General features: G+C 68.6%; 17 protein-coding genes and 4 tRNA genes. 17 read left to right on the plus strand and 4 right to left on the minus strand.

Annotated elements, in window-relative coordinates:
- Positions 1-40: 40 nt before the first annotated feature.
- From LJE69_RS10660 to tsaB, 10 genes are all read left to right on the plus strand, one after another.
- Complete coding sequence (locus LJE69_RS10660) at positions 41-1,186, plus strand: hypothetical protein (protein WP_296924710.1); 1,146 nt, start codon at positions 41-43, stop codon at positions 1,184-1,186.
- A gap of 7 nt (positions 1,187-1,193) precedes the next feature.
- The gene (prsT, locus tag LJE69_RS10665) at positions 1,194-4,061 is read left to right on the plus strand and encodes an XrtA/PEP-CTERM system TPR-repeat protein PrsT (RefSeq protein WP_296924712.1); all 2,868 of its coding nucleotides are present in this window, start codon (positions 1,194-1,196) and stop codon (positions 4,059-4,061) included.
- 460 nt (positions 4,062-4,521) lie between these two features.
- The gene (locus tag LJE69_RS10670; RefSeq protein WP_296924714.1) at positions 4,522-5,034 is read left to right on the plus strand and encodes a hypothetical protein; all 513 of its coding nucleotides are present in this window, start codon (positions 4,522-4,524) and stop codon (positions 5,032-5,034) included.
- Positions 5,035-5,340: 306 nt separating this feature from the next.
- The gene (locus tag LJE69_RS10675; RefSeq protein ID WP_296924716.1) at positions 5,341-6,279 is read left to right on the plus strand and encodes an ABC transporter ATP-binding protein; all 939 of its coding nucleotides are present in this window, start codon (positions 5,341-5,343) and stop codon (positions 6,277-6,279) included.
- Positions 6,276-7,076 (plus strand): ABC transporter permease, encoded by an 801-nt coding sequence (locus tag LJE69_RS10680; RefSeq protein ID WP_296924718.1) that lies wholly within the window; start codon positions 6,276-6,278, stop codon positions 7,074-7,076. Before LJE69_RS10675 ends, LJE69_RS10680 begins: the two co-directional genes overlap by 4 nt.
- A gap of 330 nt (positions 7,077-7,406) precedes the next feature.
- Entirely contained in the window at positions 7,407-9,836 is a 2,430-nt protein-coding gene (gene mrcB, locus LJE69_RS10685; RefSeq protein ID WP_296924720.1) for a penicillin-binding protein 1B, read from the plus strand.
- Between the two features lie 657 nt (positions 9,837-10,493).
- The gene (locus LJE69_RS10690) at positions 10,494-10,814 is read left to right on the plus strand and encodes a tetratricopeptide repeat protein (protein ID WP_296924722.1); all 321 of its coding nucleotides are present in this window, start codon (positions 10,494-10,496) and stop codon (positions 10,812-10,814) included.
- 30 nt (positions 10,815-10,844) lie between these two features.
- Positions 10,845-12,797: an ATP-dependent DNA helicase gene (locus tag LJE69_RS10695; protein ID WP_296924724.1), complete on the plus strand. Its 1,953-nt coding sequence runs from the start codon at positions 10,845-10,847 to the stop codon at positions 12,795-12,797.
- A 320-nt stretch (positions 12,798-13,117) separates the two neighbouring features.
- Positions 13,118-14,077, plus strand: a complete 960-nt coding sequence (locus LJE69_RS10700) for a hypothetical protein (protein ID WP_296924726.1) — start codon at positions 13,118-13,120, stop codon at positions 14,075-14,077.
- Positions 14,078-14,094: 17 nt separating this feature from the next.
- Positions 14,095-14,781: a tRNA (adenosine(37)-N6)-threonylcarbamoyltransferase complex dimerization subunit type 1 TsaB gene (gene tsaB, locus LJE69_RS10705; RefSeq protein WP_296924728.1), complete on the plus strand. Its 687-nt coding sequence runs from the start codon at positions 14,095-14,097 to the stop codon at positions 14,779-14,781.
- 40 nt (positions 14,782-14,821) lie between these two features.
- On the opposite strand, the gene LJE69_RS10710 is transcribed toward tsaB, so the two are convergent.
- Positions 14,822-15,079, minus strand: a complete 258-nt coding sequence (locus tag LJE69_RS10710; RefSeq protein ID WP_296924730.1) for a hypothetical protein — start codon at positions 15,077-15,079, stop codon at positions 14,822-14,824.
- 176 nt (positions 15,080-15,255) lie between these two features.
- Here LJE69_RS10710 and LJE69_RS10715 point away from each other — a divergent pair, with 176 nt between their 5' ends.
- On the plus strand, positions 15,256-16,062 hold the full coding sequence (locus LJE69_RS10715) for a ferritin-like domain-containing protein (protein WP_296924732.1): 807 nt from the start codon (positions 15,256-15,258) through the stop codon (positions 16,060-16,062).
- A 232-nt stretch (positions 16,063-16,294) separates the two neighbouring features.
- On the opposite strand, the gene LJE69_RS10720 is transcribed toward LJE69_RS10715, so the two are convergent.
- Positions 16,295-17,095: a UDP-2,3-diacylglucosamine diphosphatase gene (locus LJE69_RS10720; RefSeq protein ID WP_296924734.1), complete on the minus strand. Its 801-nt coding sequence runs from the start codon at positions 17,093-17,095 to the stop codon at positions 16,295-16,297.
- 58 nt (positions 17,096-17,153) lie between these two features.
- Positions 17,154-17,645, minus strand: a complete 492-nt coding sequence (locus LJE69_RS10725) for a peptidylprolyl isomerase (RefSeq protein WP_296924736.1) — start codon at positions 17,643-17,645, stop codon at positions 17,154-17,156.
- A 222-nt stretch (positions 17,646-17,867) separates the two neighbouring features.
- On the opposite strand from LJE69_RS10725, the gene cysS reads away from it, so the two are divergent.
- A complete protein-coding gene (gene cysS / locus LJE69_RS10730; RefSeq protein WP_296924738.1) occupies positions 17,868-19,259 on the plus strand; it encodes a cysteine--tRNA ligase in 1,392 nt (463 codons plus the stop codon).
- 97 nt (positions 19,260-19,356) lie between these two features.
- Complete coding sequence (locus LJE69_RS10735) at positions 19,357-20,307, plus strand: SGNH/GDSL hydrolase family protein (protein WP_296924740.1); 951 nt, start codon at positions 19,357-19,359, stop codon at positions 20,305-20,307.
- 510 nt (positions 20,308-20,817) lie between these two features.
- Here LJE69_RS10735 and folD read toward each other — a convergent pair.
- On the minus strand, positions 20,818-21,675 hold the full coding sequence (gene folD / locus LJE69_RS10740) for a bifunctional methylenetetrahydrofolate dehydrogenase/methenyltetrahydrofolate cyclohydrolase FolD (RefSeq protein WP_296924742.1): 858 nt from the start codon (positions 21,673-21,675) through the stop codon (positions 20,818-20,820).
- Positions 21,676-21,917: 242 nt separating this feature from the next.
- On the opposite strand from folD, the gene LJE69_RS10745 reads away from it, so the two are divergent.
- From LJE69_RS10745 to LJE69_RS10760, 4 genes are all read left to right on the plus strand, one after another.
- Positions 21,918-21,994, plus strand: a tRNA-Pro gene (locus tag LJE69_RS10745).
- 114 nt (positions 21,995-22,108) lie between these two features.
- A tRNA-Arg gene (locus LJE69_RS10750) sits at positions 22,109-22,185 on the plus strand.
- Between the two features lie 75 nt (positions 22,186-22,260).
- Positions 22,261-22,336: transfer RNA gene (locus LJE69_RS10755), tRNA-His, on the plus strand.
- A 45-nt stretch (positions 22,337-22,381) separates the two neighbouring features.
- Positions 22,382-22,457 (plus strand) — tRNA-Lys (locus LJE69_RS10760).
- Position 22,458: the final 1 nt, after the last annotated feature.

Raw genomic sequence — 22,458 nt, forward strand, 5'->3', positions numbered from 1 at the left:
ACATCGGAAACCATTCCGACGGCGCGCACAAGTGTAAAAATTGCACAAGATGACCCAGGCTCCGCAGAAATCCAAGGTCAGCCTGCCGGCCGGCTGGTTCTGGTTCCGCTCCGCTGCTGCCGTGCAAGACGCCTGGGTGGCGCTTGCTCGGGCTCCCGCCTTAGGCCCGCGGCGCGCGTCGCTGTCCGGGGCGCAGGGCTGCATGCCCGGCCTGTTGCTCTGCGGGCTCCTGTTGGCCTCAGCCCTGCCTGGCTCCGCTTTCGGCAAAGCCCTGGCGAGTGCTTCCCTCAACATCACCAGCTTCGTCTGGTACGTCGATGTGGGTGACGATGGCAACGTAGATAATGACGTGCCGCTCACGTCCCGGTTTCTGCTGCAATCCGGGTCGCGGAACACCACGTTGCGCGGGGCGAGCGAGTACGTGTTGTTCGACGGCGATTTGAACGGCACGTCCCTGCTCGGCTTCGGCGACCGCGGTGTCGACTCACCGCCGACAGGCGGGCTGCCGGCGATGCACGTCGATCCGAGCGGTCCCGTGTGCGCGGGTGCCGGTTGTCCCGGCCCCGCGGACTTCAACGCGCTGACGGCGCCGACCAGTGCGGCGGACGTCATCAGCGAATTCGTCAGCGGCTATTCGGAGGTCAGTGGCTACTATGCCGCGATACCCGGTCTGCCGACGGGGGTCACGGCCGGGCTCCGTAACGACGTGTCCTTGACCGAGCCCGGCACTGACGGCTCGCTCCCGGCCGAGTGGAGCAGCGTCTCCACCGTGCGCGCGAATGGTGATTTCAGTACTTACTTCCGTGTCGAGTTCGCCGCTCAGGCCTTGGCGTGGTCCGAGACCGCCGGGGACACGGCCTCCGCCAGCGTGGATCTCAGCGTGACGTTCACCGGTGGCGGCATCGATAAGACCTGGCCGATCATCCAGGCGGCGACGACCGCTGGCAACCTCACCCCTGGTGGTGTCCTCTACTCTTTCGACAGTTCTGCCGCAGGCGGAAACTTCGACCTCGTCAGCGGCACCGACTACACCCTTACCGTAGAAGCCGCCACGAGCGTCGCCGCGGCGACGGCTGCTGCACCCGCACCCGGCGTCATGCTGCTGATGGGAATCGGCTTCCTCCCGCTGCTTGCCAGCCGCGGCCACCTCCTCAACCGAAGGCAGACAGTTGCGGGGCTGGCGTAGCGCTCGCATGTTGAAAGCGCACCGCACCCCCGCCTGCCGCGTGGTGCGGGAATCCGCCCGCGGCAGATTGGCTTGGGCGCGGCTATTGCTGCTCGCATCGCCGGTACTGCTCGCGCTCGGATGCAGCAGCGAGGCGCCCCCCGATGCGAACCAAAGCATTGGCGCCGCCGAATCCCTGCTCGCGCAAGGAAAGCACGCAGAGGCTATCGAGGTGCTGCTGGGTGGTCTGCGCCAAGAGCCGATGCATGCCGGCATCCGCTGGCGGCTGGGCCAACTCTATCTAGATGTCGGCGCCGCCGACTTCGCGGAATCCCATCTGGCGGCGGCGCTGGATAGCGGGATGAGCCCTTCGTCCGTGTTGCCACTGCTGGCGAAGGCCCACCTGATTGGCGACGACCTCGACGCCTTGTTCGAGATGAAATTGCCGCCCGCCCTCTCGCCCGACGCCAGGGCCGCGGTGCTCGCGCTTCAGGCGGAGGGGCGCGTGCGATTGAAGCAGTTCCAGGCGGCCGAGGCGCTGTTGCAGGAAGCGGATGCGGCGGTGCCAGGCAGCGAGGCGGTGGGTCTTGCGCGGGCGCGCATCTTTTTGGCGCAAGGCAGGCCCGCGCGCGCGCAGGCCGTGCTTCGGGCGCTGCTGGTGGACTATCCCGCAAGCTGGGAGGCGCCCGCGATGCTGGCGGATCTGGTGCGCGACGCCGGACACCTCGACGAGGCCGAGCAGTTGTACGGGCGCGCGCTGGAGCGCGGCAATCGCAAGGCTCAACTGCACTTCTTGCGCGGTGAAGTCAGGCTCGATCTGGGTCTCGTGGACGGCGCGGAGGAGGACACCCGTGCCGTCGAGGCCACAGCGGCCAACTCGTTCGCCGCGTTTTATCTGCGAGCACGGCTGCTGCTGCTGAACAACGAGTTCGAGAAGGCACTGACGGCCTTCACGACTGCCAACAAGCTGCAACCCTCACACCCGGGCACGCTCCTCTATGGCGGCATTGCTGCCTACACCTTGGGGCAGACCAACCTCGCGGAGGATTGGCTGTCGCGGGTGGTTAAGGAGTATCCGGGCAACGTTCGGGCGCGGCTGGTCCTCGGCGCCATGTGCCTCAATCAGGGCCGCTATGCGGAAGCGGAAGGCTTCCTGCGCCCCGTGCCGGCGGCGATCCCGGACAATCCGCTGCCGCGGCGGCTGCTCGCCGCGAGCCTGATCGCGCAGGACAAGGCTGCCGAAGCAGTACCGCTGCTGAAGGCGCTCGTGTCCACGCGGCCCGCGGACCCGCGTGCACAGCTCGACCTCTCCGTAGCATTGGTTCTGAGCGGTGCGAAGCAGCGCGGCGCCGCCGCGCTCGATGGCCTCGTCGCGCGCCATCCGGACTACCGGCCCGCCTACGAGTATCTGATTGCCTTTCACGTGCGCGAACATCAGTGGGACGAGGCGCGGCGCTGGTCGGAGCGGTTCCATGAGCACTATCCCGACGACGCGAGCCCGCTCTACTTCAAGGGCGAGGTGCTGCTGGAAGCCGGCCGCAAAGACGCCGCGCGGGAGGCGTTCGCGCAGGCATTGACGATCGATCCCAGCCATCCCGACGCCAACATGCGCCTCGCCGTGCTAGCACTGGAGCAGGGCGATGTCGAGAGCGCCGCGGCGCACTACGCACAGATCCTCGCCCAAGACCCCGAGAACCTTGACGCGCTGATGGGCCAGGCCCGGCTCGCCGCCGACGCCAAGCGTGCTGATGCAGCCGTCGACTTGCTGCGGCAGGCGGTTTCGGCCCATCCCAAGGCACTGGCGCCGCGCATGGCGTTGGCGCGCGAACTGCTGGCGCAAGGCGAGGCACAGCGGGCGGCTGATGCGCTGCAAGACACCGCAAGCCCGACCTTTCGGCACGACCCCGCCTACCTGCAGCTGCTGGCGGAGAGCCTGGTGTCGGCGCAGGCACCGCAGCAAGCCGCGGAGGTGGCTCGCGAGTTGGTGGCGCTGCGGCCGGATTCCCTGGACGCCTATGGTCTCTATGCGCAGATCCTGACGCTGCTGGATGACAAGGTTGCGCTGGAGGAGACGCTCAAGCAGATGCTCACCATCGATCCGGCCCATGCGCCGGCGCGTCTGGAACTCGTGCGCCTGGACATCGCCACGGAGCGCTACGAGGTCGGTGAGCGCCTGCTGAGCCCATTGCTCCAGAGCCTGGATCGCCCGCCGCTGGCGGATCTCCTGTACGGCCTGATCCTGACGGCCACGGACCGTGCAGGGCAGGCCGTGGCGCCGCTCAGGCACGCCCATGAGCGGTTAGGCTCCCAGCGCACGCTGCTGGCGCTGGCCAATGCCGAGGCGCTGTCCGGACAATCCGATGCGGCGATCGAGCGCGAGCGGGAGTGGCTCACGCAACATCCGGACGCCGTGGAGGTGCGTGTCAATCTCGCCGGGCATCTGGCGGACGCACAGCACGTTTCCGAGGCGATCGCGGAGTATCGCAAGGTGGTGGCAGCGCACCCTAAGCATGTGGTCGCGCTCAACAATCTGGCCTGGTACACCCTCGGCAAGGATCCGAAGCAGGCGGTCGACTACGCGCGCCGGGCGCTGGAGGCGAAGCCCGATTCGCTGGAGGTGGCCCACACCCTGGTGGCAGCCGAGGTGGAGGCTGGTGAGTGGCGCAATGCGGAGCTGACCCTGGATCGCGCCCTGGCGCGCTATCCCACCGACAGCGGCCTGATGTGGCTGTCCGCGCGTGTGCTGCACCACAAGGGCCGGCCGGAGCGTGCCATGCAGCGCCTGGAGCGGCTGCTGGACGACGACCTGGCGGACGCGGAGCGCGAGCGCGCCCGGGTACTGTTGACGCAGATCCAGGATGAGCTGCGGGCAAAGGAGGCCGAGAAGCTCTGGTAGGCGGCGTTTGGCGTGAGCCTCCGCTGAGACTGTGAAAGCATTCGGTGTATCAGCGCTTGTGGGAGCGGCACTCCCGGTGCCGCGACCGGCGTCAAGGCACCACATCGCGCCCCAAGTAACCGCCAGGTGGCAGGCGACCCCCGGCCGTCGTCGTGCCACAAAAGGCAGTGGCGCTCCCACGCCGGCGCGCCTCGAGCAGCCGTTTCAGGAGCAGCGTTATGGGCGGTCGGTTTAGCGCAGCGCAATCCGACGTTGAGCGTCGGTAAGCCGTTGATTGTCGGGTTACGCTATCGCTAACCCGACCTACGATCCGCATCGGTTTCGGAGTTGCGAGCAATACTTTCCCGGCCTTTGCTCCGCATCGGGCCGATTTCCGCAGCGCCAGCGCGGGTCGGAGCGTGGGCCGGTGTATTAATCTGAATCTTCGTCCTGGCTGCCGCGAAACCGACGGAGGATCCAGATGGCAAGACAGCACGCCGACGAGCGCGCGACACCCGCGCTGCCCGCGCCCGCCGACCAGCGTCAAGCGCAACGCCTGTCCGCACCAGTGGACAGCTCGCCAGCCCTGAGCGCCGCCGCGGTCGCCGTTGCCATTGGCCTGGGCGTTGGCTTCCTCGCCGCATGGGCGTTGCAGGCACCGGCAAGCCGGGAGCCGTCGCTCGCGCATCTGCTGCACGGCATGGTGGGCATCAAGGCGCTGATCTACAGCGGCGCGCTGGTGCTGGTGGGGCTTCGGTTGCGCGGACCCGTCGGTGCGCGCGCGCTGGCGGGCTACTGCCTGGGGCTCGGCATGTCGGCCGCGGCCCTGGTGTGGCTGTGGGGTCTGTCCGGGCTGCTCGTCGGCTCGGTGCTGTTCTATGGCGGTCTCGTCGTCGTCTACCTGACGGCGAGCCGTGATCCGCTGGTGGCGGTGGGATTCAGGCGCGGCCCGCCCTCGCGGCGCACGGGCGCAGAGGGCGACGCCGGCATCTGAACCGGAGACTGGCCTGGCGCTTGCCCTTCATAACTGACCCTGCGCCTGGCTCGGCGCCTGAGGTATTCCCCCGACATCGATTGATCCGACAGGGGCTGATGTGCGCGTGGGTGCCGCGACGCCGCGTGCCCGGCGTCGAGCCGGGCACGCGGCGAGCCGGCTGGAAGCCGGCGTTCCCAGAGGGCCGCGCATCCGCCGGGGGGTAAGAATCGGGATCGGGTCTGGCTTGCAAACGCCGGTTGCAGCGGCTAGGTTACCGACCGCCCGGCACCGCCCGCCGCGCCGCAAGCCGTTGTCTCCAGCCCCATGCACGCCCTCGTCGTCGAACAGCTCCGCAAGGTTTACCGCACCGGCTTCGAGGCCCTCAAGGGCGTCGATCTGCGGGTGGAGGAGGGCGATTTCTTCGCCCTGCTCGGTCCCAATGGCGCTGGCAAGTCGACCCTCATCGGCATCGTCACGTCCCTGGTGAACAAGACCGCCGGCAGCGTGCGGGTATTTGAGCACGACCTCGACCACGAGCCGGAGGCGGTGAAGGCGTCGCTCGGCGTCGTGCCGCAGGAGTTCAACTTCAACCTTTTCCTGCCGGTCGCCGAGGTGGTCATCAACCAGGCGGGCTATTTCGGCATCCCGCGGCGGGAGGCCAAGGCGCGCACCGAGTTTCTGCTCAAGAAGCTGGACCTGTGGGAGCGCCGCCGCTCGGAGATGCGCCTGCTCTCGGGCGGCATGAAGCGCCGGCTCATGATCGCCCGTGCGCTGGTGCACCGCCCGCGGCTGTTGATCCTGGACGAGCCCACCGCGGGCGTGGACATCGAGATCCGCCGCGCCATGTGGGACTACCTGCGCGAGCTGAACGCCGAGGGGACCACCATCATCCTCACCACCCATTACCTGGAGGAGGCGGAGAGCCTCTGCCGCAATGTCGCCGTCATCGACCACGGGCGCATCGAGGCCGTGGCCGAGACCCAGGCGCTGCTGGCTGGCCTCGACACCGAGACCTTCGTGCTCAACCTGCGCCGGCCGCTGGGCCAGCTCCCGCAGATCGCGGGCTTCGGCCTCACGGCGGTGGACGCGACCACCCTCGAGGCGCAATTGCGGCGTGGGCAATCGCTGAACGAGCTCTTCGCGGCGCTGGGCGCACAGGGCGTCGAGGTGGTCAGCATGCGCAACAAACAGAACCGCCTGGAGCAGCTGTTCCTGGAAATGGTGGCGCGCGGGCGCAGCGGCACGGCGGCGCGGGCTGCATGAGCGCCCGGCGCAGTCCCGTCGTGCAGCGCTGGTATCGCTACTGGGTCACCTTCGCGACGCTGCTGAACAAGGAGGTCCTGCGCTTCTCGCGCATCTGGATGCAGACCATCCTGCCGTCTGCCATCACGACGACGCTCTACTTCGTCATCTTCGGCCGGCTCATCGGTGCACGCATCGGCGCGATGGACGGCTTCGCGTACGTGGATTTCATCGTGCCGGGGCTGGTGCTGATGGCGGTCATCACCAACGCCTACAGCAACGTCGTCTCGTCGTTCTACAGCAGCAAGTTCTCCCGCTTCGTGGAAGAGCTGCTGGTCTCGCCCGCGCCGCCGTGGGTGATCCTGGCGGGCTTCGTGGCGGGCGGTGTGGCACGCGGGGTGGTCGTCGGCATCGTCGTCATGCTGGTAGCGATGCTGTTCACCAACGTGACGCCCTACAATCTCGCCGTGACCCTGCTGGTGTTCGTGCTGACGGCAGTGCTGTTCGCCCTCGGCGGCTTTATCAACGCCGTCTTCGCCAACAGCTTCGACGACATTTCCATTGTGCCCACCTTCGTGTTGACGCCGTTGACCTATCTCGGCGGCGTGTTCTATTCCATCGATATGCTGCCGCCGTTCTGGCAATGGGCCTCGAAGCTCAATCCGGTGCTGTACATGGTCAATGCCTTCCGTTACGGGCTGCTCGGTACCGCGGACATCCCGTTGTCCATCGCCTTTATCATCATCATCGGCTTCATCGTTGTGCTTGTGCTCATCAGTCTGACGCTGCTCAAGCGCGGCGTCGGCATCAAGCAGTAACCATCGGGCAAGTGTGCGGGCAGGTTCGGCGGACGGCGCGGTGCTGAGCAGGGCGGCGCCGCGCGAGCGTCCGTGCGGGTGCATTGGCGCATCGCGGGCACTGATCTCGGCCGCTGTGCGGCCGGCGATGGGCGTCTGCGGGGCGGCGCGTGAGCCGATCGGACGTGCTAGAATCGCGCTTCAAAGACGAGCTTAACCTACTGAAGAGAAAAGCTCTCCGCCTCAACCGCCGCCCGTGTGGAGCGTTCGCCTGGCCGTCAGTCGGCAATGCTGTTCGTCCGGGCCAGACGATTGAGAGAAGCGGATCAGAGCAGCGGATCAGAGAAACACATGACCAAAAGCAACCGCCGCCCCAGCGTCAAAGCCCGCCGCCAACCGCGCCGTGGCGAAGGCATGAGCCTGTTCGGCTTCATCGTGCGAGCGCTGGTGCTGGCCGTCTTGGGTGTCGGGCTCGCGGTCGGCCTCTATGGCGTGCACCTCGACAAGGTGGTGCGCGCCAAGTTCGAGGGCAAGCGCTGGGCGCTGCCGGCGCGTGTCTACGCGCGCCCGCTGGAGATCTACACCGGCCGCGTGCTCTCCGTCGCCGAGCTGAGGGGTGAGCTCGATCGGCTCGGCTTTCGCGATGACCCGCAGCTCTCGCGCGCCGGCAGCTACCACATCGAAAACGAGGTCGCGGCCATCCGCACCCGGCCGTTCCGTTTCTGGGACGGCTTCGAGCCCGAGCGCTATCTGCGTGTCGACCTGACCGGCGGTGTGGTCAAGGGCGTCGTCGACGGCAGCGACGCCAAGCCGCTGTCGCTGGTGCGCCTGGACCCGGCGCTCATCGCGAGCATCTATCCGACGCACAACGAGGATCGCATCCTGCTGCGCCGCGAAGAGCTGCCGCCGCGGGTCGTGAAGACGCTGCTCGCCGTCGAGGACCGCAAGTTCTATCAGCACCACGGCGTGGACCCGAAGGGCATTCTGCGGGCCGTCTACGAGAACGCCCGAGCCGGGCACACCGTGCAGGGCGCCAGCACGCTGACCCAGCAGTTGGTGAAGAACTTCTATCTCAGCCAGGAGCGCACGCTGAAGCGCAAGCTCAACGAGGCCTACATGGCCGTGCTGCTCGACTGGCGCTATGACAAGGATGAGATCCTGACGGCCTATGCCAACGAGGTCTACCTGGGCCAGGACGGCGACCGCGCCATTCACGGCTTCGGGCTGGCGAGCCGGTTCTACTTCGACCGCGACCTGGACGAGTTGGACATCCCCCAGACGGCCATGCTCATCGGCATCCTCAAGGGGCCGTCGGAGTTCAACCCGCGGCGCAACCCCGAGCGGGTGATTGAGCGCCGCAACCTGGTCATCGACCTGATGGCCCATCACCGGATCATCACGGCCGCCGAGGCCGAGCAGGCCAAGCAGGCACCGCTGGAGCTGGTGAACGGCGGGGCGCGGCCGAGCGGCGATTATCCGGCCTTCATCGACTTGGTGCGGCGCCAGCTGCGCCGGGATTATCGCGAGGAGGACCTGCGCTCCGAGGGCTTGCGGATCTTCACCACCCTCGATCCGCTCACCCAGGTGCACGTGGAAGAGGTCGTGCGCGAGCGCCTGCCGCAGTTGGATCGCGCCCGCCGCTTGCCCGAGGGCACGCTAGAGACCGCCGCGGTGGTGACCTCCGTCGCCCAGGGCGAGGTGCTCGCCCTCGTCGGCGCCCGCGAGCCCGGCTATGCCGGCTTCAATCGCGCGCTGGACGCGGTGCGGCCCATCGGCTCGCTGATCAAGCCGATCATCTATCTCAAGGCGCTGTCACAGCCGGCGCGTTATTCGCTGGTGACACCCATCCCGGACAAGCCGGTGAGCCTGCGTATCGGCGGTGGGCTGTGGCGGCCGCAGAACTATGACCATAGGGTCCATGGGACCATCCCCCTGTACCGGGGCCTGGTGAAGTCTTACAACCTCGCCACCGTCAACCTGGGCCTTCAGCTCGGGGTCGGCGAGGTGGCCGACTTCCTCAAGCAGCTCGGTGCCGTGCGCGAGGTCGACGCGGTGCCGGCGATGCTGCTCGGCTCCGTGTCACTGCCGCCGGTGGAGGTGGCGCAGGTGTACCAGACCATCGCCGGCGGCGGCTTCCGGGCGCCGCTGCGCGCCATCCGCGAGGTCCTCGATGCCTCGGGCCGGCCGCTCAACCGCTACCCGCTGGCCGTGCAATCGGTCGTCTCGGCCGACGCCGACTATCTGATCCAGTGGGCCATGCGCCGGGTCGTTACTCAGGGCACCGCCACCTGGCTCACCAAGCGCCTGCCGGCCAGTCTCACCGTGGCCGGCAAGACCGGCACCACCAATGATATGCGCGACAGCTGGTTCGCCGGGTTCAGTGCCGACAAGGTGGTCGTCGCATGGGTCGGGCGCGACGACAACAAGCCCATGGGCCTCAGCGGCTCCACCGGCGCGCTGCGCGTGTGGGGCGACATCATGGCCGGCCTCGATGCCCAGCCGTTGCAGGACATCGTTCCGGACGGCGTGATCGCGTCCGGGGCCTGCGGCCGTTCCGTGCCGTACATCGACGGCTACGGCGGCGGTGCTGCCTGTGGCGGCGGTGGCGAGGCCGTTGCGGGGCGTGGCTCGCCGGCCAAGTCCGCTGCGCCAGGTGAGCCCGTGGTGGCGCAGGAACGGCCTCGCGCGCAGGAGCGCTCCGAGCGATCCGGCCCGAAGCCGCGGGAGGAGCGCCCGAAGCGGCAGGCCAGCCCCTTCCTTAGCGATTTCTATGGAAACTGAGTCATGTCCAGAGCATTGTGGACCACCCCTGGAGCGACGGCCTACGTTGCAGTCGCGCTCGTCATCTTAAGCACCGGCTGCGCCATGCCGGAGCGCAGCGGCCCGCCCGCCCCCGTGTACGACTCGACCCGACAGGAGGGGTCGGCGACGACGTCAGGAGCCGGGGAGTCGGCGCCGGCAGCGAAGCCCAAGCCCGGGCCCGCCAAGCCGGCCGCGCCGCAGCCCACCAAGGTGTACGCCTACACGCCACCGGAGAATGTGCCGGACGAACCGCCACAGCCGGCGCCGGAGGTGACGCCGCAGTCGCCCGCGCCCGCCACGCAGCAACAAGCAGGTACTTCATCCACCCCACAACAGCCTGCGACGCCGCGCAGCGAGCCGCCGGCGGCACCGCGGGTCTCCACGGTTGATGCGCCGCGAGCCGCCGCTAACTCCGCGCAGCCGACGAAGCCAGCGCCGAGCGCGCCCGCGCCGCAGCCCCGGACGGTGGCGTCGGCGCCCGCACCGGCACCGGCACCCCAGCCCCAGCCCCAGCCCCACTCTGAGCCCCGGCCACAACCAGCGGCGCAGCCGGCCCCGGCGCCCACGCCACCGGCACCGCCGGCGCCGGAGGTGGTTGCGAGCGCGCCGCCGCAGCCCGACCTCGCACCCGCCACCATGGCACCCGCGGTGCAGGCCCTGGCCGGCCGCGCCGAGCAACAGCGCCAGACCGGGGACTATGCCGGCGCCGCGGCGACGCTGGAGCGTGCGCTGCGCATCGAGCCCCAGCAGGCCTACCTATGGAACCGACTCGCCCGGGTCCGGCTCGAGCAGGGGCAGGGCACCCAGGCGAGCAACCTCGCGGCGCGCTCCAACGCCCTGGCCGGGGACCAGAGCAAGCTGAAGCAGAACAACTGGGACATCATCGCCACCATCCGTCGTCAGAGCGGCGACGTCCAGGGCGCCGTCGAAGCGGAGCGCAAGGCAGCGGGCGGCTGAGCGCTCGTGAAGATCTGACGCGCGGTGACCATGGCCGCGGCGATCGATGCGATCGATGCGGTGCTCGGCCCGGACGGCCTGCTGGCGCGGGCCGTGGACGGCTTCGCCTGGCGCGAGCAGCAGCAGGCCATGGCGGAGCAGGTGGCGGCGGCCATCGACACGGGTGGGACGCTCATCTGCGAGGCCGGGACCGGCACGGGCAAGACCTATGCTTACCTGGTGCCGGCGCTGCTGAGCGCGCGCAAGGTCATCGTCGCCACCGGTACGCGCAATCTCCAAGACCAACTCTTCCATCGCGACCTGCCCGCCCTGCGGCGTTCCTTGCAGATGCCGGTGCAGGTGGCTTTGCTGAAGGGTAGGGGCAACTATCTCTGCCGACACCGGCTACAGCGGGCGGTGGATGATGTCGCCGCGCTGCGCCCCGAGGTGCGTCGGGATCTCTCCGCGGTGCGCGACTGGGCCAGCGTGACGCGCCGTGGCGACATCGCCGAGGTGGGCCTGGCCGAAGACGCCGCCGTCTGGGCGTCCGTAACTTCCACCACCGACAACTGTCTCGGCCAGGATTGCCCGGAGTGGCAGCGCTGCCATCTGGTGGACGCGCGCCGGCGTGCCCAGGAGGCGGATCTCGTCGTCATCAACCATCACCTGCTCTGTGCCGACATGGTGCTGCGGGAGGAGGGCTTCGGCGAGGTCCTGCCCGGTGCCGACGCGGTCATCGTGGATGAGGCGCACCAGTTGCCGGACATTGCCAGCCAGTTCTTCGGCAACTCCTTGAGCAGCCGCCAGCTGCTGGACCTGGCGCGGGATCTCGCTGCCGCGCAGCGCGCCGATGCGGCCGATACGCCGCAGCTTCGGCAGAGCGCAGCCGCACTGACCGCGCTGGTGCCACGGTTGCGGTCGGGCTTCGGCGCCGGGGATCGGCGCGGTGCCTGGCACGAGATCGATCCGCAAGGTGAGGTGGCTCAAGGGCTGGTGGAACTCGCCGACGCGCTCGAGGAGACCGGCGAGATCCTTGTCGCCCTCGCGCCGCGCTCGGCGGACCTGGCGCACTGCCGGACGCGCGCCACTGGGTTGGCGCAGCGGCTGCAAGCGCTGCTGGACGATGCCGGGGATGCCGCGGAGCACGGCGCCGACAGTGGCGGGGTGCGGTGGTTCGAGCTGCGCGGCCAGGGGTTTCGGCTGCACCAGACACCGCTGGATGTGGCCGAAGTGTTCCGCAGCTACCGCGCGCGCCGGGACACGGCCTGGGTCTACACCTCGGCAACCCTGGCCGTCGGTGACTCGTTCGCGCATTTTTCAGCGCAGGTCGGTGCCGAGGATGCGGCCACGGAGCGCTGGGACAGCCCGTTCGACTACACTCGCCAGGCGCTGCTGTTCACGCCCCCCGGCATGCCCGAGCCGGGCGCGGCCGACTACGATTCCCGCGTTGCCGAGGCCGCGCTCGAGGTCATCGCGCTGAGCCGCGGGCGCGCGTTCTGCCTGTTCACCAGCCACCGCGCGTTGCGCCTTGCGGCGGCGCATTTCGAGGGCCGGCTCGACTACCCGCTGCTGGTGCAGGGCCAGGCGCCGCGCGCGGAGCTGATTGACCGCTTCCGGCGCCTGGGGGATGCGGTGTTGCTCGGTACGGCCAGCTTTTGGGAGGGTGTCGACGTCCGTGGCGAGGCACTGTCCTGTGTCATCATCGATCGGTTGCCCTTCGCTTCTCCGGGTGATCCGCTATTGCAGGGACGCATCGAGGCGCTGCGGCGGCGTGGCCGGAATCCGTTTCGTGAATTCCAGTTGCCGAAGGCGGTCATCGCGCTGAAGCAGGGCGCCGGTCGTCTGATCCGGGACCCCGCCGACCGCGGCGTGCTGGTGCTCTGCGACCCGCGGTTGCGCGCGCGCAGTTACGGGCAGGTCTTTTTCAACAGCCTGCCGCCGATGACCAGGACGCGGGACCTGGCCGCGGTGCAAGCGTTTTTCGCCATGCCCACCAGCATGTGAGGCGCCATTCGGCCAATCCTTGCCACTGCGTATTGATGATCGTCGTTGCCGTTCGCCGCGCATGCTGGCTTGTGCACCAGTCAGCAGCCACGCCGGGCGGCTTGGCGTAATATTGCAGTCCGGATATGGTGAATATTGGCGGCGCTGGGAATCATCCCGTGTGCCGGCACGCGTCCGTTCGCCACGGGCATGCAACGAATGGATTATCGCCCGCGCCCGCGCCCGCGCGCCGCCTGCGGGATGGTGCGCGCGGTGACGGTCGGTGCAGCAAGGTTGCACGCAGTTGCGCTAGCATGCCCCAGGTACGTTAGAGATTGCCGATGCAACAAGAAGCCACCAAGGGAAAGCGCCCCCGCAGCCAATTCGCCGAAGCGGACGCCGCGGCCGGCATGTCCGCGGAAGCGATCGCCGGGCGCTTGACCCGGCTGGGCGCGTTGTCGCTCAAGCAGGCGCTGCCCATGCTGTTGTTGGAGCTGGATCAATTACGCGCGGCCAACCTGGACGCGGAGGAGCGCGTCGAGTTGCTACAGGCAATCAAGAAACCGGTGCTGAAAGCGGCGGCGAGCCTGCCGAAGCCGACGCCGGGCTCGCGTACGGCACTGCGCACCGCCGACGGGGGCATGACCCTGGAGCAGCGACTTATTCACTTGATGATCGCCAATCTGCGCCAGTGCCTGTACGAGTACGACCGCGCGCAAGGCAGCCGTCTGGTGGAAGACGATGGCCACCGCACCTGGTTGCTGCAGCAGGTGTTCCGCTTCTTTGGCAGGCAGTTGCGGTACGCCGTCGACTGGGACCGCGCCTGGCCCACGCATACCTGGCAGGATCTGCACGATCTGTTCGTCTACCTGGTGGTGCGCGGCTCGGTGACGCTCGATTCCGGCTTCGCGGTCGCGGTGTTCGACGACGAGTTCGATGCCGCCATCGAGTATAAGCGTTTGTTGCTGCTGGGCTTGGTGGACGAGCTGACGCATCGCGCCAGTGCCTCCGACGCCTATTTCCATCTGCTGAAGCGCTGGTCGTTCGATAGCAGCCTGGTGGAGCCGGAGAAGCTGCTCGGCCGGCGGGATCTGATCCAGGTGCTGGTCACCAAGGACGCACCGCCGCACCTGAAGCGCGGCGCCCTGGAGACATCGTTCCGCGGTTGGGTGCTGCGGCCCGCGGAAGGCTGCATCGGCTACATCATGCAGCAGCGTCGTACAAGGCCATCCGGCCGTGCGGCTGTGCTCGCGGATGTTCCCGCCGCCGTTGCTGGTTCATCGGCACAGCGTCCCGGTTGATCTTCCGGCGTTATCCGGTGCGTCTGCTAGCCCTCGATACCTCGTCCGCACACTGTTCCGCGGCATTGTTGCTGGACGGTGAGGTCGCCCAGCGCCTGGAGCCCGCGCAACGGCGCCACGGCGAGCTGATTCTGGCGATGATGGAGGGGTTGCTCGCCGCCGCCGGCTTGCGCCCGGTGGACGTCGATGCCTATGCATTCGCCCATGGTCCGGGCTCGTTCACCGGGCTTCGTATCGCGGCCGCGGTGGTGCAGGGCGCCGCGCTCGCGGCGGACAGGCCCGTGGTGGGCGTATCGACCCTTGCGGCCCTGGCCCAGGGCTGCCGGCGTGAGGGCGGCGCCGAGCGGGTCCTGTGCGCGCTGGATGCACGCATGGGTGAAGTCTATTTTGGCGCCTATGCGGCCGACGCTCGGGGGCTGATGCGCCCGCTCGGAGAAGACAGGGTCTGTCCGCCGTCGATGGCGGTGGCGCCCGGAGCCGGAGCTCGAGTCGGCCCATGGCGTGCCGCCGGCAGCGGCTGGGCCGCCCATGGCGACGCCCTGCGCGCGGCCTGTGGCTGCGCGCTCGCGGCGATCGATGCGGAGCGCCCCTGTGAGGCAAGGGACGTGGCCGTGCTGGCCGCCGACGCATTCGCGGCGGGGCAGGCCGTGGATGCCGCGGATGCGGTGCCGGTGTACCTGCGCGATCGCGTCACCAGCACCTGATCGACCGCGGGTATGGATAGCCGGGCCGAAATGGCGGCCGTCAGGCGCCTGATGACGACGGCGTCATGCGATGCAGGTGCTCCCGATGCCGGCAGTGGCGCCGCATGCAGCTGATCACATAGTGCCAGAGCGTCAGGCCCACCGCGGCGCCGGCGCCCACGCCGGCGGCCAGTCGCGGACCCGCTTCCCAGTCCGACAACCCGAGCGTCAACCAAGTGATGAAGCCGATGACGCAGGCAATCACCCCGATCATGATGAACGGTAGCGGCGACGAGTTGCATTCCGGGCAGAGCTTCATGATGCTGTCCTCGGGCGGCGGACGCGGGTGGCTTTGTTAGTGTTCGGTGGATTACCGATCAAGGTTAGCGCATCGAGGCCGGACTTGCGACAGGTCGAATGCCGAGAAACGAGAGGGTCTGCCCCGGAGCACGCGCGACGGGGCAGCGCGATGCCGAGCCGGGCCGGGGTCGACGCATGAGCGCCTGCGCTTTGCTTACGGCGGCGCGCCGCTGCCTGGAGGCGTGCGATCCGGCGGCGAAGGTCGCCTTGACGCACGAGACGGCGCGGCGCATAGGCTGCGGCGAACTGCGCCGCGAGGACCCGGGCGGGCATAGGCCGGCGGACGTGCCCGGCCGGCCGGCGCGGCCCGTGCTGGTTGCGCCGCGGGAACTGGCGCAGCGCAGCCTCGATCACCCCGCCGGCCGCGCCGCGCTGATGCACGCCGTGGCACACATCGAGTTCAACGCCATCAACCTCGCCTGGGACGCGGTGCAGCGCTTCACCGCGATGCCGGGCGGCTTCGCCCGGGATTGGGCGCGGGTCGCCGACGATGAGGCGCGCCACTTCATGTTGCTGCGCGGGCGCTTGCAGGCGCTGGGCTACGATTACGGCGACTTCCCTGCGCACGACGGGCTTTGGACCATGGCGCGTGCCACCGCCGATGATCCGCTCGCGCGCATGGCGCTGGTGCCGCGGGTGCTGGAGGCGCGCGGGCTGGACGTGACGCCCGGCATGATCGAGCGCCTGGAGCGCGCCGGCGATGCCGAAACGGCCGCCTGCCTCGGCATCATCCTGCGCGAAGAGGTCGATCACGTGGCCATCGGCAGCCGGTGGTTCCGCTGGCTCTGCGAGCAGCGCGACCTGCCGCCGCGGGAGACCTACTTCCGCTTGCTCGGCGAGCACATGGGCGGGCGCATCCGCTGCCCGCTGAACCGCCCGGCACGGCTGGCCGCGGGCTTCGACGAGGCGGAGCTGGCGCGACTGGAGGCGCTTTGCCGGTGAGCGCGGCACAACCCCCCGGTGCCGTGCCGGGTCTACGCAGACCCGAGTAGATCGGGCCGAGGCACGAAGCCCGACACGGCGCTCGATGTAGCCGCCCGCGCGTCGGGCCTCCTGGCGTCGGCCCGACGTACGGTCTCGACACGGGGCCCGATGTAGCCGCCTGCGTATCGGGCCTCTTGGCGTCGGCCCGACCTCCGATGGCCGCGTCATAAGAGGCCGCGGCGATATCCTCTTAGCTGGCGCCGGCGCCGGGCGGCCGCACGGGCTCTCTTATCAGCTCACCGCCCGCGGCCACCAGCACCTCGCCCCCCGCCGCTGACCAGTCCGCCAGCACGTGTCTGTGGGCGGGCGCGCCGTCCAGTCTCAGTGGGTGATCCGCCGGTCGATGGGTGTGGCCGTGGATGAGCCGGCGCACCCCGTGCCGGCGCATGTAGCGCAGGACGGTGTCGGCGTTCACGTCCATGATCTCCGCGGTCTTGTCCGCCATGGCCCGCGCGCTTTGCTGCCGGTAGTTGGCGGCGATGCGCCGACGCCGGCGCAGGCTCTGGCGCAGGAACAGCCACTGCACCAGCGGGTTGCGCACCCGCCGCCGGAAACGCTGGTAGGGGACATCGTCGGTGCAGAGCAGGTCGCCGTGCATCAGCAGCATGGGCTCGCCGGCGAGCGTGATCCGGGCGGGGTCCCGCAGGAGCGTGACACCGGTGCGCCGGGCAAAGCGGCGGCCGAGCAGGAAATCACGGTTGCCGTGCATGAGCTGGCAGCGGGTACCGGCCGCCGCGACCTCCGCCAGGGCGGCTTCGATGTCCCGGTAGCCGTCGTCGTCGTCGCCAATCCAGGTGTCGAACAGGTCGCCGAGGATGTAGAGCGCCGCGGCGCCGCGTGGGCGCGTGCCGAGCCAGTGCAGGAACAGCGCCGTCAGGTCCGGCTGCTGCGGCGACAGGTGCAGGTCGGAAATGAACAGCGTGTCACCGGCACGCTGCGCGCCGGTGCGACCGGACGCCGGCGCCGCGGCCGCGGAAGGTGGCTGCGGCATCGGGCGGCCATCGGCTACGGACGCCATGCAGTCCCGTGCAGCGCGGCGCCGTGGGTGCTCAGCCCTCCACCACCTCGGCCTTCTGGACGACGACGTCCTCCACGGGCACGTCCTGGTGGCCCATGCGCGAGCCGGTCTTGACGCCCTTGATGGCGTTCACCACGTCCATGCCGTCCACCACCTTGCCGAAGACGCAGTAGCCCCAGCCGTCCTGGCCCGGATAGTCCAGGAAGCCGTTGTCTGCGACGTTGATGAAGAACTGTGCCGAGGCGGAGTGCGGATCGTTGGTGCGCGCCATGGCGACGCTGCCGGTGACGTTCTTGAGGCCGTTCTTGGCCTCGTTCTGGATCGGGGCACGGGTGGGCTTCTGCACGAAGTCGGTGTTCATGCCGCCACCCTGGATCATGAAGCCATCGATGACACGGTGAAACAGGGTGCCGTCGTAGTGCCCGTCGCGGACGTACTGCTCGAAGTTGGCGGCGGTGATGGGGGCGTTCTGGTGATCCAGCTCGAGGCAGATGTCACCGTGGTTGGTCGTCATTTTGATCATCGGAAAGCTCCTGTCGGAACGCGCGCCGGGCCGCGATGGGGCCGGCGTGCAGGCGTGTGACAATGGCCCATCATGCTACGGGTTTCGGCGCCGGCGCAAAACCCCCGGGCAGCTCGGGCCGTTCTCGGCTGGTATGCACTTTGCTAAGATGCCCGGCGCCCGCGCGTGCAGCCGTTGCGCGGCGCCGCAAACCTCAACCGTGCCCAAGGCCGCGAGTCCCCGATGCTCGAGATCCACAACAGTCTCACCCGACGCAAGGAACCTTTCCGGCCGCTCACCCCCGGCCGCGTGCGTATGTATGTCTGCGGCATGACGGTCTATGACCTCTGCCACCTCGGGCACGCGCGGGTGCTGGTGGTGTTCGACGTCGTCTACCGGCACTTCAAGCGCCTGGGCTACGACGTCACCTATGTGCGCAACATCACGGATGTGGACGACAAGATCATCCGCCGCGCGGACGAAAATGGCGAGCCGATGGCGGCGCTGACGGAGCGCTTCATCGCCGCCATGCACGAGGACGCCGATCGCCTGGGCGTGCTGCGGCCCGACCAGGAGCCGCGAGCCACCGCCCACATGGCGGAGATGCAGGCCATGATCGGGCGCCTGCTGGACAAGGGCCATGCCTACGTGGCGGACAACGGCGACGTCTACTATGCGGTGGCGAGCTTCCCGGGCTACGGCAAGCTCTCCGGCAAGGACCCGCAGGACCTGCGCGCCGGTGCCCGCGTGGAGGTGGGCGAAGCCAAGCGCGACCCACTCGACTTCGCGCTCTGGAAGGCCGCCAAGCCCGGCGAGCCCGCCTGGGACTCGCCCTGGGGACCGGGCCGGCCCGGCTGGCACATCGAGTGCTCGGCCATGTCCACCGGCTGCCTCGGTAACCACTTCGACATCCATGGCGGCGGGGCGGACCTGATGTTCCCGCACCACGAGAACGAGATCGCCCAGAGCGAGGGCGCCACCGGCGAGACCTTCGTCAACGTGTGGATGCACAACGGGTTCGTGCGCGTGAACGACGAGAAGATGTCCAAGTCCCTGGGCAACTTCTTCACCGTGCGCCAGATTCTCGAGCACTACCAGCCCGAGGAGGTGCGCTACTTCATCCTCGGCAGCCACTACCGCAGCCCGCTCAACTACGACGACAGTCAGCTCGACGGCGCACGCGCGGCGCTGACGCGGCTTTATACGGCGCTGCGCGGCCTGCCGCCGGCGGACGTGGCGCCGGCCGGTGGCGAGGCGTTTCGGGAGCGCTTCGACGCGGCCATGAACGACGATTTCAACACCCCGGAGGCCGTGGCGGTGCTGTTCGACCTGGCGCGGGAGATCAACCGGCTGCGCGACGCGGGCGAGCTCGACGCCGCGGCGGCGCTGGGTGCGGAGCTGCGCGCCCTCGGCGCCGACCTGGGCCTGCTCGGGCAGGACGCGGACGCCTATCTCAAGGCGGGTGCCGGTGACGCGGGCTTGTCCGACGCCGAGATCGACGCCCTCATCGCCCGCCGTGCCGCCGCCCGCAAGGCGCGGGACTTCGCCGAGGCGGATCGCATTCGCGACGAGCTCACGGCCGCGGGAATCCTGCTGGAGGACGGCCCCGACGGCACCACCTGGCGGCGCGGCTGAGCACGTCACAGCGGGTGCCCGAGAACAAAATCCACAACGCGACGAGGATGCACAGATGGCAGGGATAGATCTAGGGTCGATCGATCAGGAAGAATTCATGGGTATGCTGCGCGAAGCGCTCTTCGCGCCGGACGATCTGCTCGAGTTCGTGCAACTCGTTCGCAACGCGGCATACATGGATCCGCTGGCCGAGCCGGTGACGGACGACGTGGGTTTCCTGGAACGCTACCGGGACGAGCTGACGGATCTCTTCAACGCCTATTCGCGCATGTACCGGGAGCGGTGTTACCGCGAGCGCATGCGCGACGGCTACGACGGCATCCGGATCGTCTCCGAGGGTGATTCCTGGTTCCAGTATCCTTTCTGGCTGAAGGATGTCATCGACCACCTGTCCGGGCGTTACGCGGTGCTGAGCCGCGGACGCGCCGGTGACACGCTCGCCAACATCATGCGCGAGAAGGAGCAGGACATCTTCGACCCGCTGGCACAGGAAAAGCCGCATTTCTTCCTGATCAGTGGCGGCGGCAACGATATGGTTGGCAACCGGCGCCTCGCCCGGCTCGTGGCGCCGTTCGATCCGCATCACCAGCCCGAGGATTACGCCCACACGCCAGCGTTCGACGCCTTCATTGGCGAACTGCTTCACCACTATCGCGGCCTCTTCGTCGAGATCGCGGAGCGCCATCCGGGCGTGCAGGTGCTGCTGCACGGCTACGACGCGCCGATCCCCCGGGAGAAAGATGACGAGTGGCTCGGCGAGCCGCTGCGCTCCCGTGGCATCGTCGATCCGGGCCTCCAGGTGCGGGTGATGATCGCCATCATGGACCGCTACAACGAGGCACTCGCCGACCTGGCCGCCGGCTTCGACCACGTCCACCACGTCAACTGCCGCGGTTGTCTTGCGCCGGATCAATGGCACGACCCGATGCACCCGACCAACGAAGGCTTCGCCTGTGTTGCCGCGCTGTTCGACGCCCGCATCCAGGACCTGGCCGCCGCGCTCGACCTGCCCGAGGCCGAAGGTGAGGAACGCGTCAAAAACGACTGACGCGCCGCGGCGGTCAGGTGGACGAGCGACGAGACTGTGAGAGGATGCGGCGTAGCAGCTCGTGTGGGAGCGGCACTCCCGGTGCCGCGACCGGCGGCGTAGCAGCGCTTGTGGGAGCGGCACTCTCGGTGCCGCGACCGGCGGCCTTCCCAGCCGTCGTCGCGCCACAAGAGGCAATGGCGCTCCCACGCCGGCGCCTGGAGCAGCCATTATGGGAGGCCGCGACGGCGGTCGGCGTAGGTCGGCGTAGGTCGGGTTGTACGTCGGGTTAGCGATAGCGTAACCCGACAGTCAACGGCTTACTCGCGCCCTTACTGGCGCCCATCGTCGGGTTACGCTGCGCTAACCCGACCTACGATCCGCTCATTTTCGGAGCGGGTAGGTCGGGCTGAGCGCGAGCGAAGCCCGACGCGGCGCTGGATATCGCTGCCTCATCGTCGGCCCTCTCGCGTCGGCGCGACGTAGACAGCCGCCTGCCGCGAAGCCGCAACGGGTTTCCCTCGCATCCTCTCAGAGCGCGCCATGGAGCTCTGCCGCCTGCAGCGTGTTCTCCAGCAGGCTCGCGATGGTCATGGGGCCGACCCCGCCCGGCACCGGCGTGATCCATGCGGCACGTTCCGCCGCCGCGGCGAACTCCACATCGCCGCAGAGCTTGCCGTCCGCGTCGCGGTTCATGCCCACGTCGATGACCAGCGCGCCGGGCTTGATCCAGTCGCCGGGGACGTAGCGCGCGCGGCCGATGGCCACCACCAACACGTCGGCGGCGCGGGACTTCTGCGCCAAATCTTTGGTGCGGCTGTGACACACCGTGATGGTGCAGCGGGCGGCCAGCAATTCCAGGGCCATGGGCCGGCCGACGATGTTGGACTGGCCGATCACCACCGCGTCCAGGCCCTCCAGGCGCTGGCCGGTGCGGTCCAGCAGGGTCATGATGCCCTTCGGCGTGCAGGGCCGAAGCTGCGGCATCCGCAGCGCGAGGCGGCCGACGTTGTACGGGTGGAAGCCGTCCACGTCCTTCGTGGGCAGGATGCGCTCGATGACCGCCTCCGCATCGATCTGCTCCGGCAGCGGCAGTTGCACCAGGATGCCGTCGATGGCCGGGTCCGCGTTGAGCTGGTCCACCAGCGCCAGCAACTCCCCCTCGGAGGTGGTCGCCGGCAGCTCGTGCAGCGCCGAATGGAAGCCCACCTCGGCGCATGCCTTGGCCTTGTTCCGCACATAGACCTGCGAGGCGGGATTCTCCCCAACCAGGACCACGGCCAGCCCCGGCGGGCGCTGCCCGGCGGCCAGGCGCGTGTCCACCTGTGTCTTCAATTGCCCTCGAATCTCTGCCGAGATGGCCTTGCCATCGAGAATGTTTGCGCCCATCGTGACCTCCCCAGTCTATACCTCCCAGGCTGCGAGGCGGCCATGATCCAGTCCCCGCGGGCGGTGCGCAAGCGCGGACCTCGCTGCAGGAATCTCGTTGTCGCGGCGGCCGCCAGGGGCCGCGGCGGTTGGCGACACCGCGGCCACGCTCGGGTGAAAAATGCAGAAGGATTTGACGTGACTGATCGTTGCCTATATCCTGTGCGGTTTAGGGTTACGGCGATGCCGAACCTCACCGACACCGGGGTATAGCGCAGTCTGGTAGCGCGCCTGCTTTGGGAGCAGGATGTCGGGGGTTCGAATCCCTCTACCCCGACCAACATGGGCGGGGTTGCCGGGACGAATCCGGATTCGCCGCACGGCGCCGCGGTGACGGCAATCAGCCAGGGATTTCGGCAATTTGCCCGGGTTAGCTGAGGTGCCGAGGGTCATGGCCCCGATAGCTCAGGCGGATAGAGCAGGAGCCTTCTAAGCTCTTGGTCGGGGGTTCGAGTCCTCCTCGGGGCGCCATTCGCAGTGATGAATTGGCACAGCGCGAACGGCGCCTGAGCAGTGCTCGGCGCAGTGCTCGGCAGGTTTTTAATGGCGGACGTAGCTCAGTTGGTAGAGCACCTGGTTGTGGCCTAGGTGGTCGTGGGTTCGAGCCCCATCGTTCGCCCCAATTCGCAAGGGTAAACCGCACGGCGGTTGCTGCCGACAAACAAGCGGGCCGTTAGCTCAGCTGGTAGAGCAGTGGACTCTTAATCCATTGGTCCTAGGTTCGAATCCTAGACGGCCCACCAA

Origin of the sequence: Thiohalocapsa sp. (assembly GCF_022340605.1) — a bacterium.
Taxonomy (GTDB): Bacteria; Pseudomonadota; Gammaproteobacteria; order Chromatiales; family Chromatiaceae; genus Thiohalocapsa.

Coding starts and splice junctions, on each gene's coding strand:
- LJE69_RS10715 (WP_296924732.1), top strand. CDS start 15,256: ATGAGCGCCTGCGCTTTGCTTACGGCGGCGCGCCGCTGCCTGGAGGCG.
- LJE69_RS10720 (WP_296924734.1), bottom strand. CDS start 17,095: ATGCCGCAGCCACCTTCCGCGGCCGCGGCGCCGGCGTCCGGTCGCACC.
- mrcB (WP_296924720.1), top strand. CDS start 7,407: ATGACCAAAAGCAACCGCCGCCCCAGCGTCAAAGCCCGCCGCCAACCG.
- LJE69_RS10690 (WP_296924722.1), top strand. CDS start 10,494: ATGGCACCCGCGGTGCAGGCCCTGGCCGGCCGCGCCGAGCAACAGCGC.
- folD (WP_296924742.1), bottom strand. CDS start 21,675: ATGGGCGCAAACATTCTCGATGGCAAGGCCATCTCGGCAGAGATTCGA.
- LJE69_RS10675 (WP_296924716.1), top strand. CDS start 5,341: ATGCACGCCCTCGTCGTCGAACAGCTCCGCAAGGTTTACCGCACCGGC.
- LJE69_RS10670 (WP_296924714.1), top strand. CDS start 4,522: ATGGCAAGACAGCACGCCGACGAGCGCGCGACACCCGCGCTGCCCGCG.
- LJE69_RS10735 (WP_296924740.1), top strand. CDS start 19,357: ATGGGTATGCTGCGCGAAGCGCTCTTCGCGCCGGACGATCTGCTCGAG.
- LJE69_RS10710 (WP_296924730.1), bottom strand. CDS start 15,079: ATGAAGCTCTGCCCGGAATGCAACTCGTCGCCGCTACCGTTCATCATG.
- prsT (WP_296924712.1), top strand. CDS start 1,194: ATGTTGAAAGCGCACCGCACCCCCGCCTGCCGCGTGGTGCGGGAATCC.
- cysS (WP_296924738.1), top strand. CDS start 17,868: ATGCTCGAGATCCACAACAGTCTCACCCGACGCAAGGAACCTTTCCGG.
- LJE69_RS10725 (WP_296924736.1), bottom strand. CDS start 17,645: ATGATCAAAATGACGACCAACCACGGTGACATCTGCCTCGAGCTGGAT.
- LJE69_RS10680 (WP_296924718.1), top strand. CDS start 6,276: ATGAGCGCCCGGCGCAGTCCCGTCGTGCAGCGCTGGTATCGCTACTGG.
- LJE69_RS10695 (WP_296924724.1), top strand. CDS start 10,845: ATGGCCGCGGCGATCGATGCGATCGATGCGGTGCTCGGCCCGGACGGC.
- LJE69_RS10700 (WP_296924726.1), top strand. CDS start 13,118: ATGCAACAAGAAGCCACCAAGGGAAAGCGCCCCCGCAGCCAATTCGCC.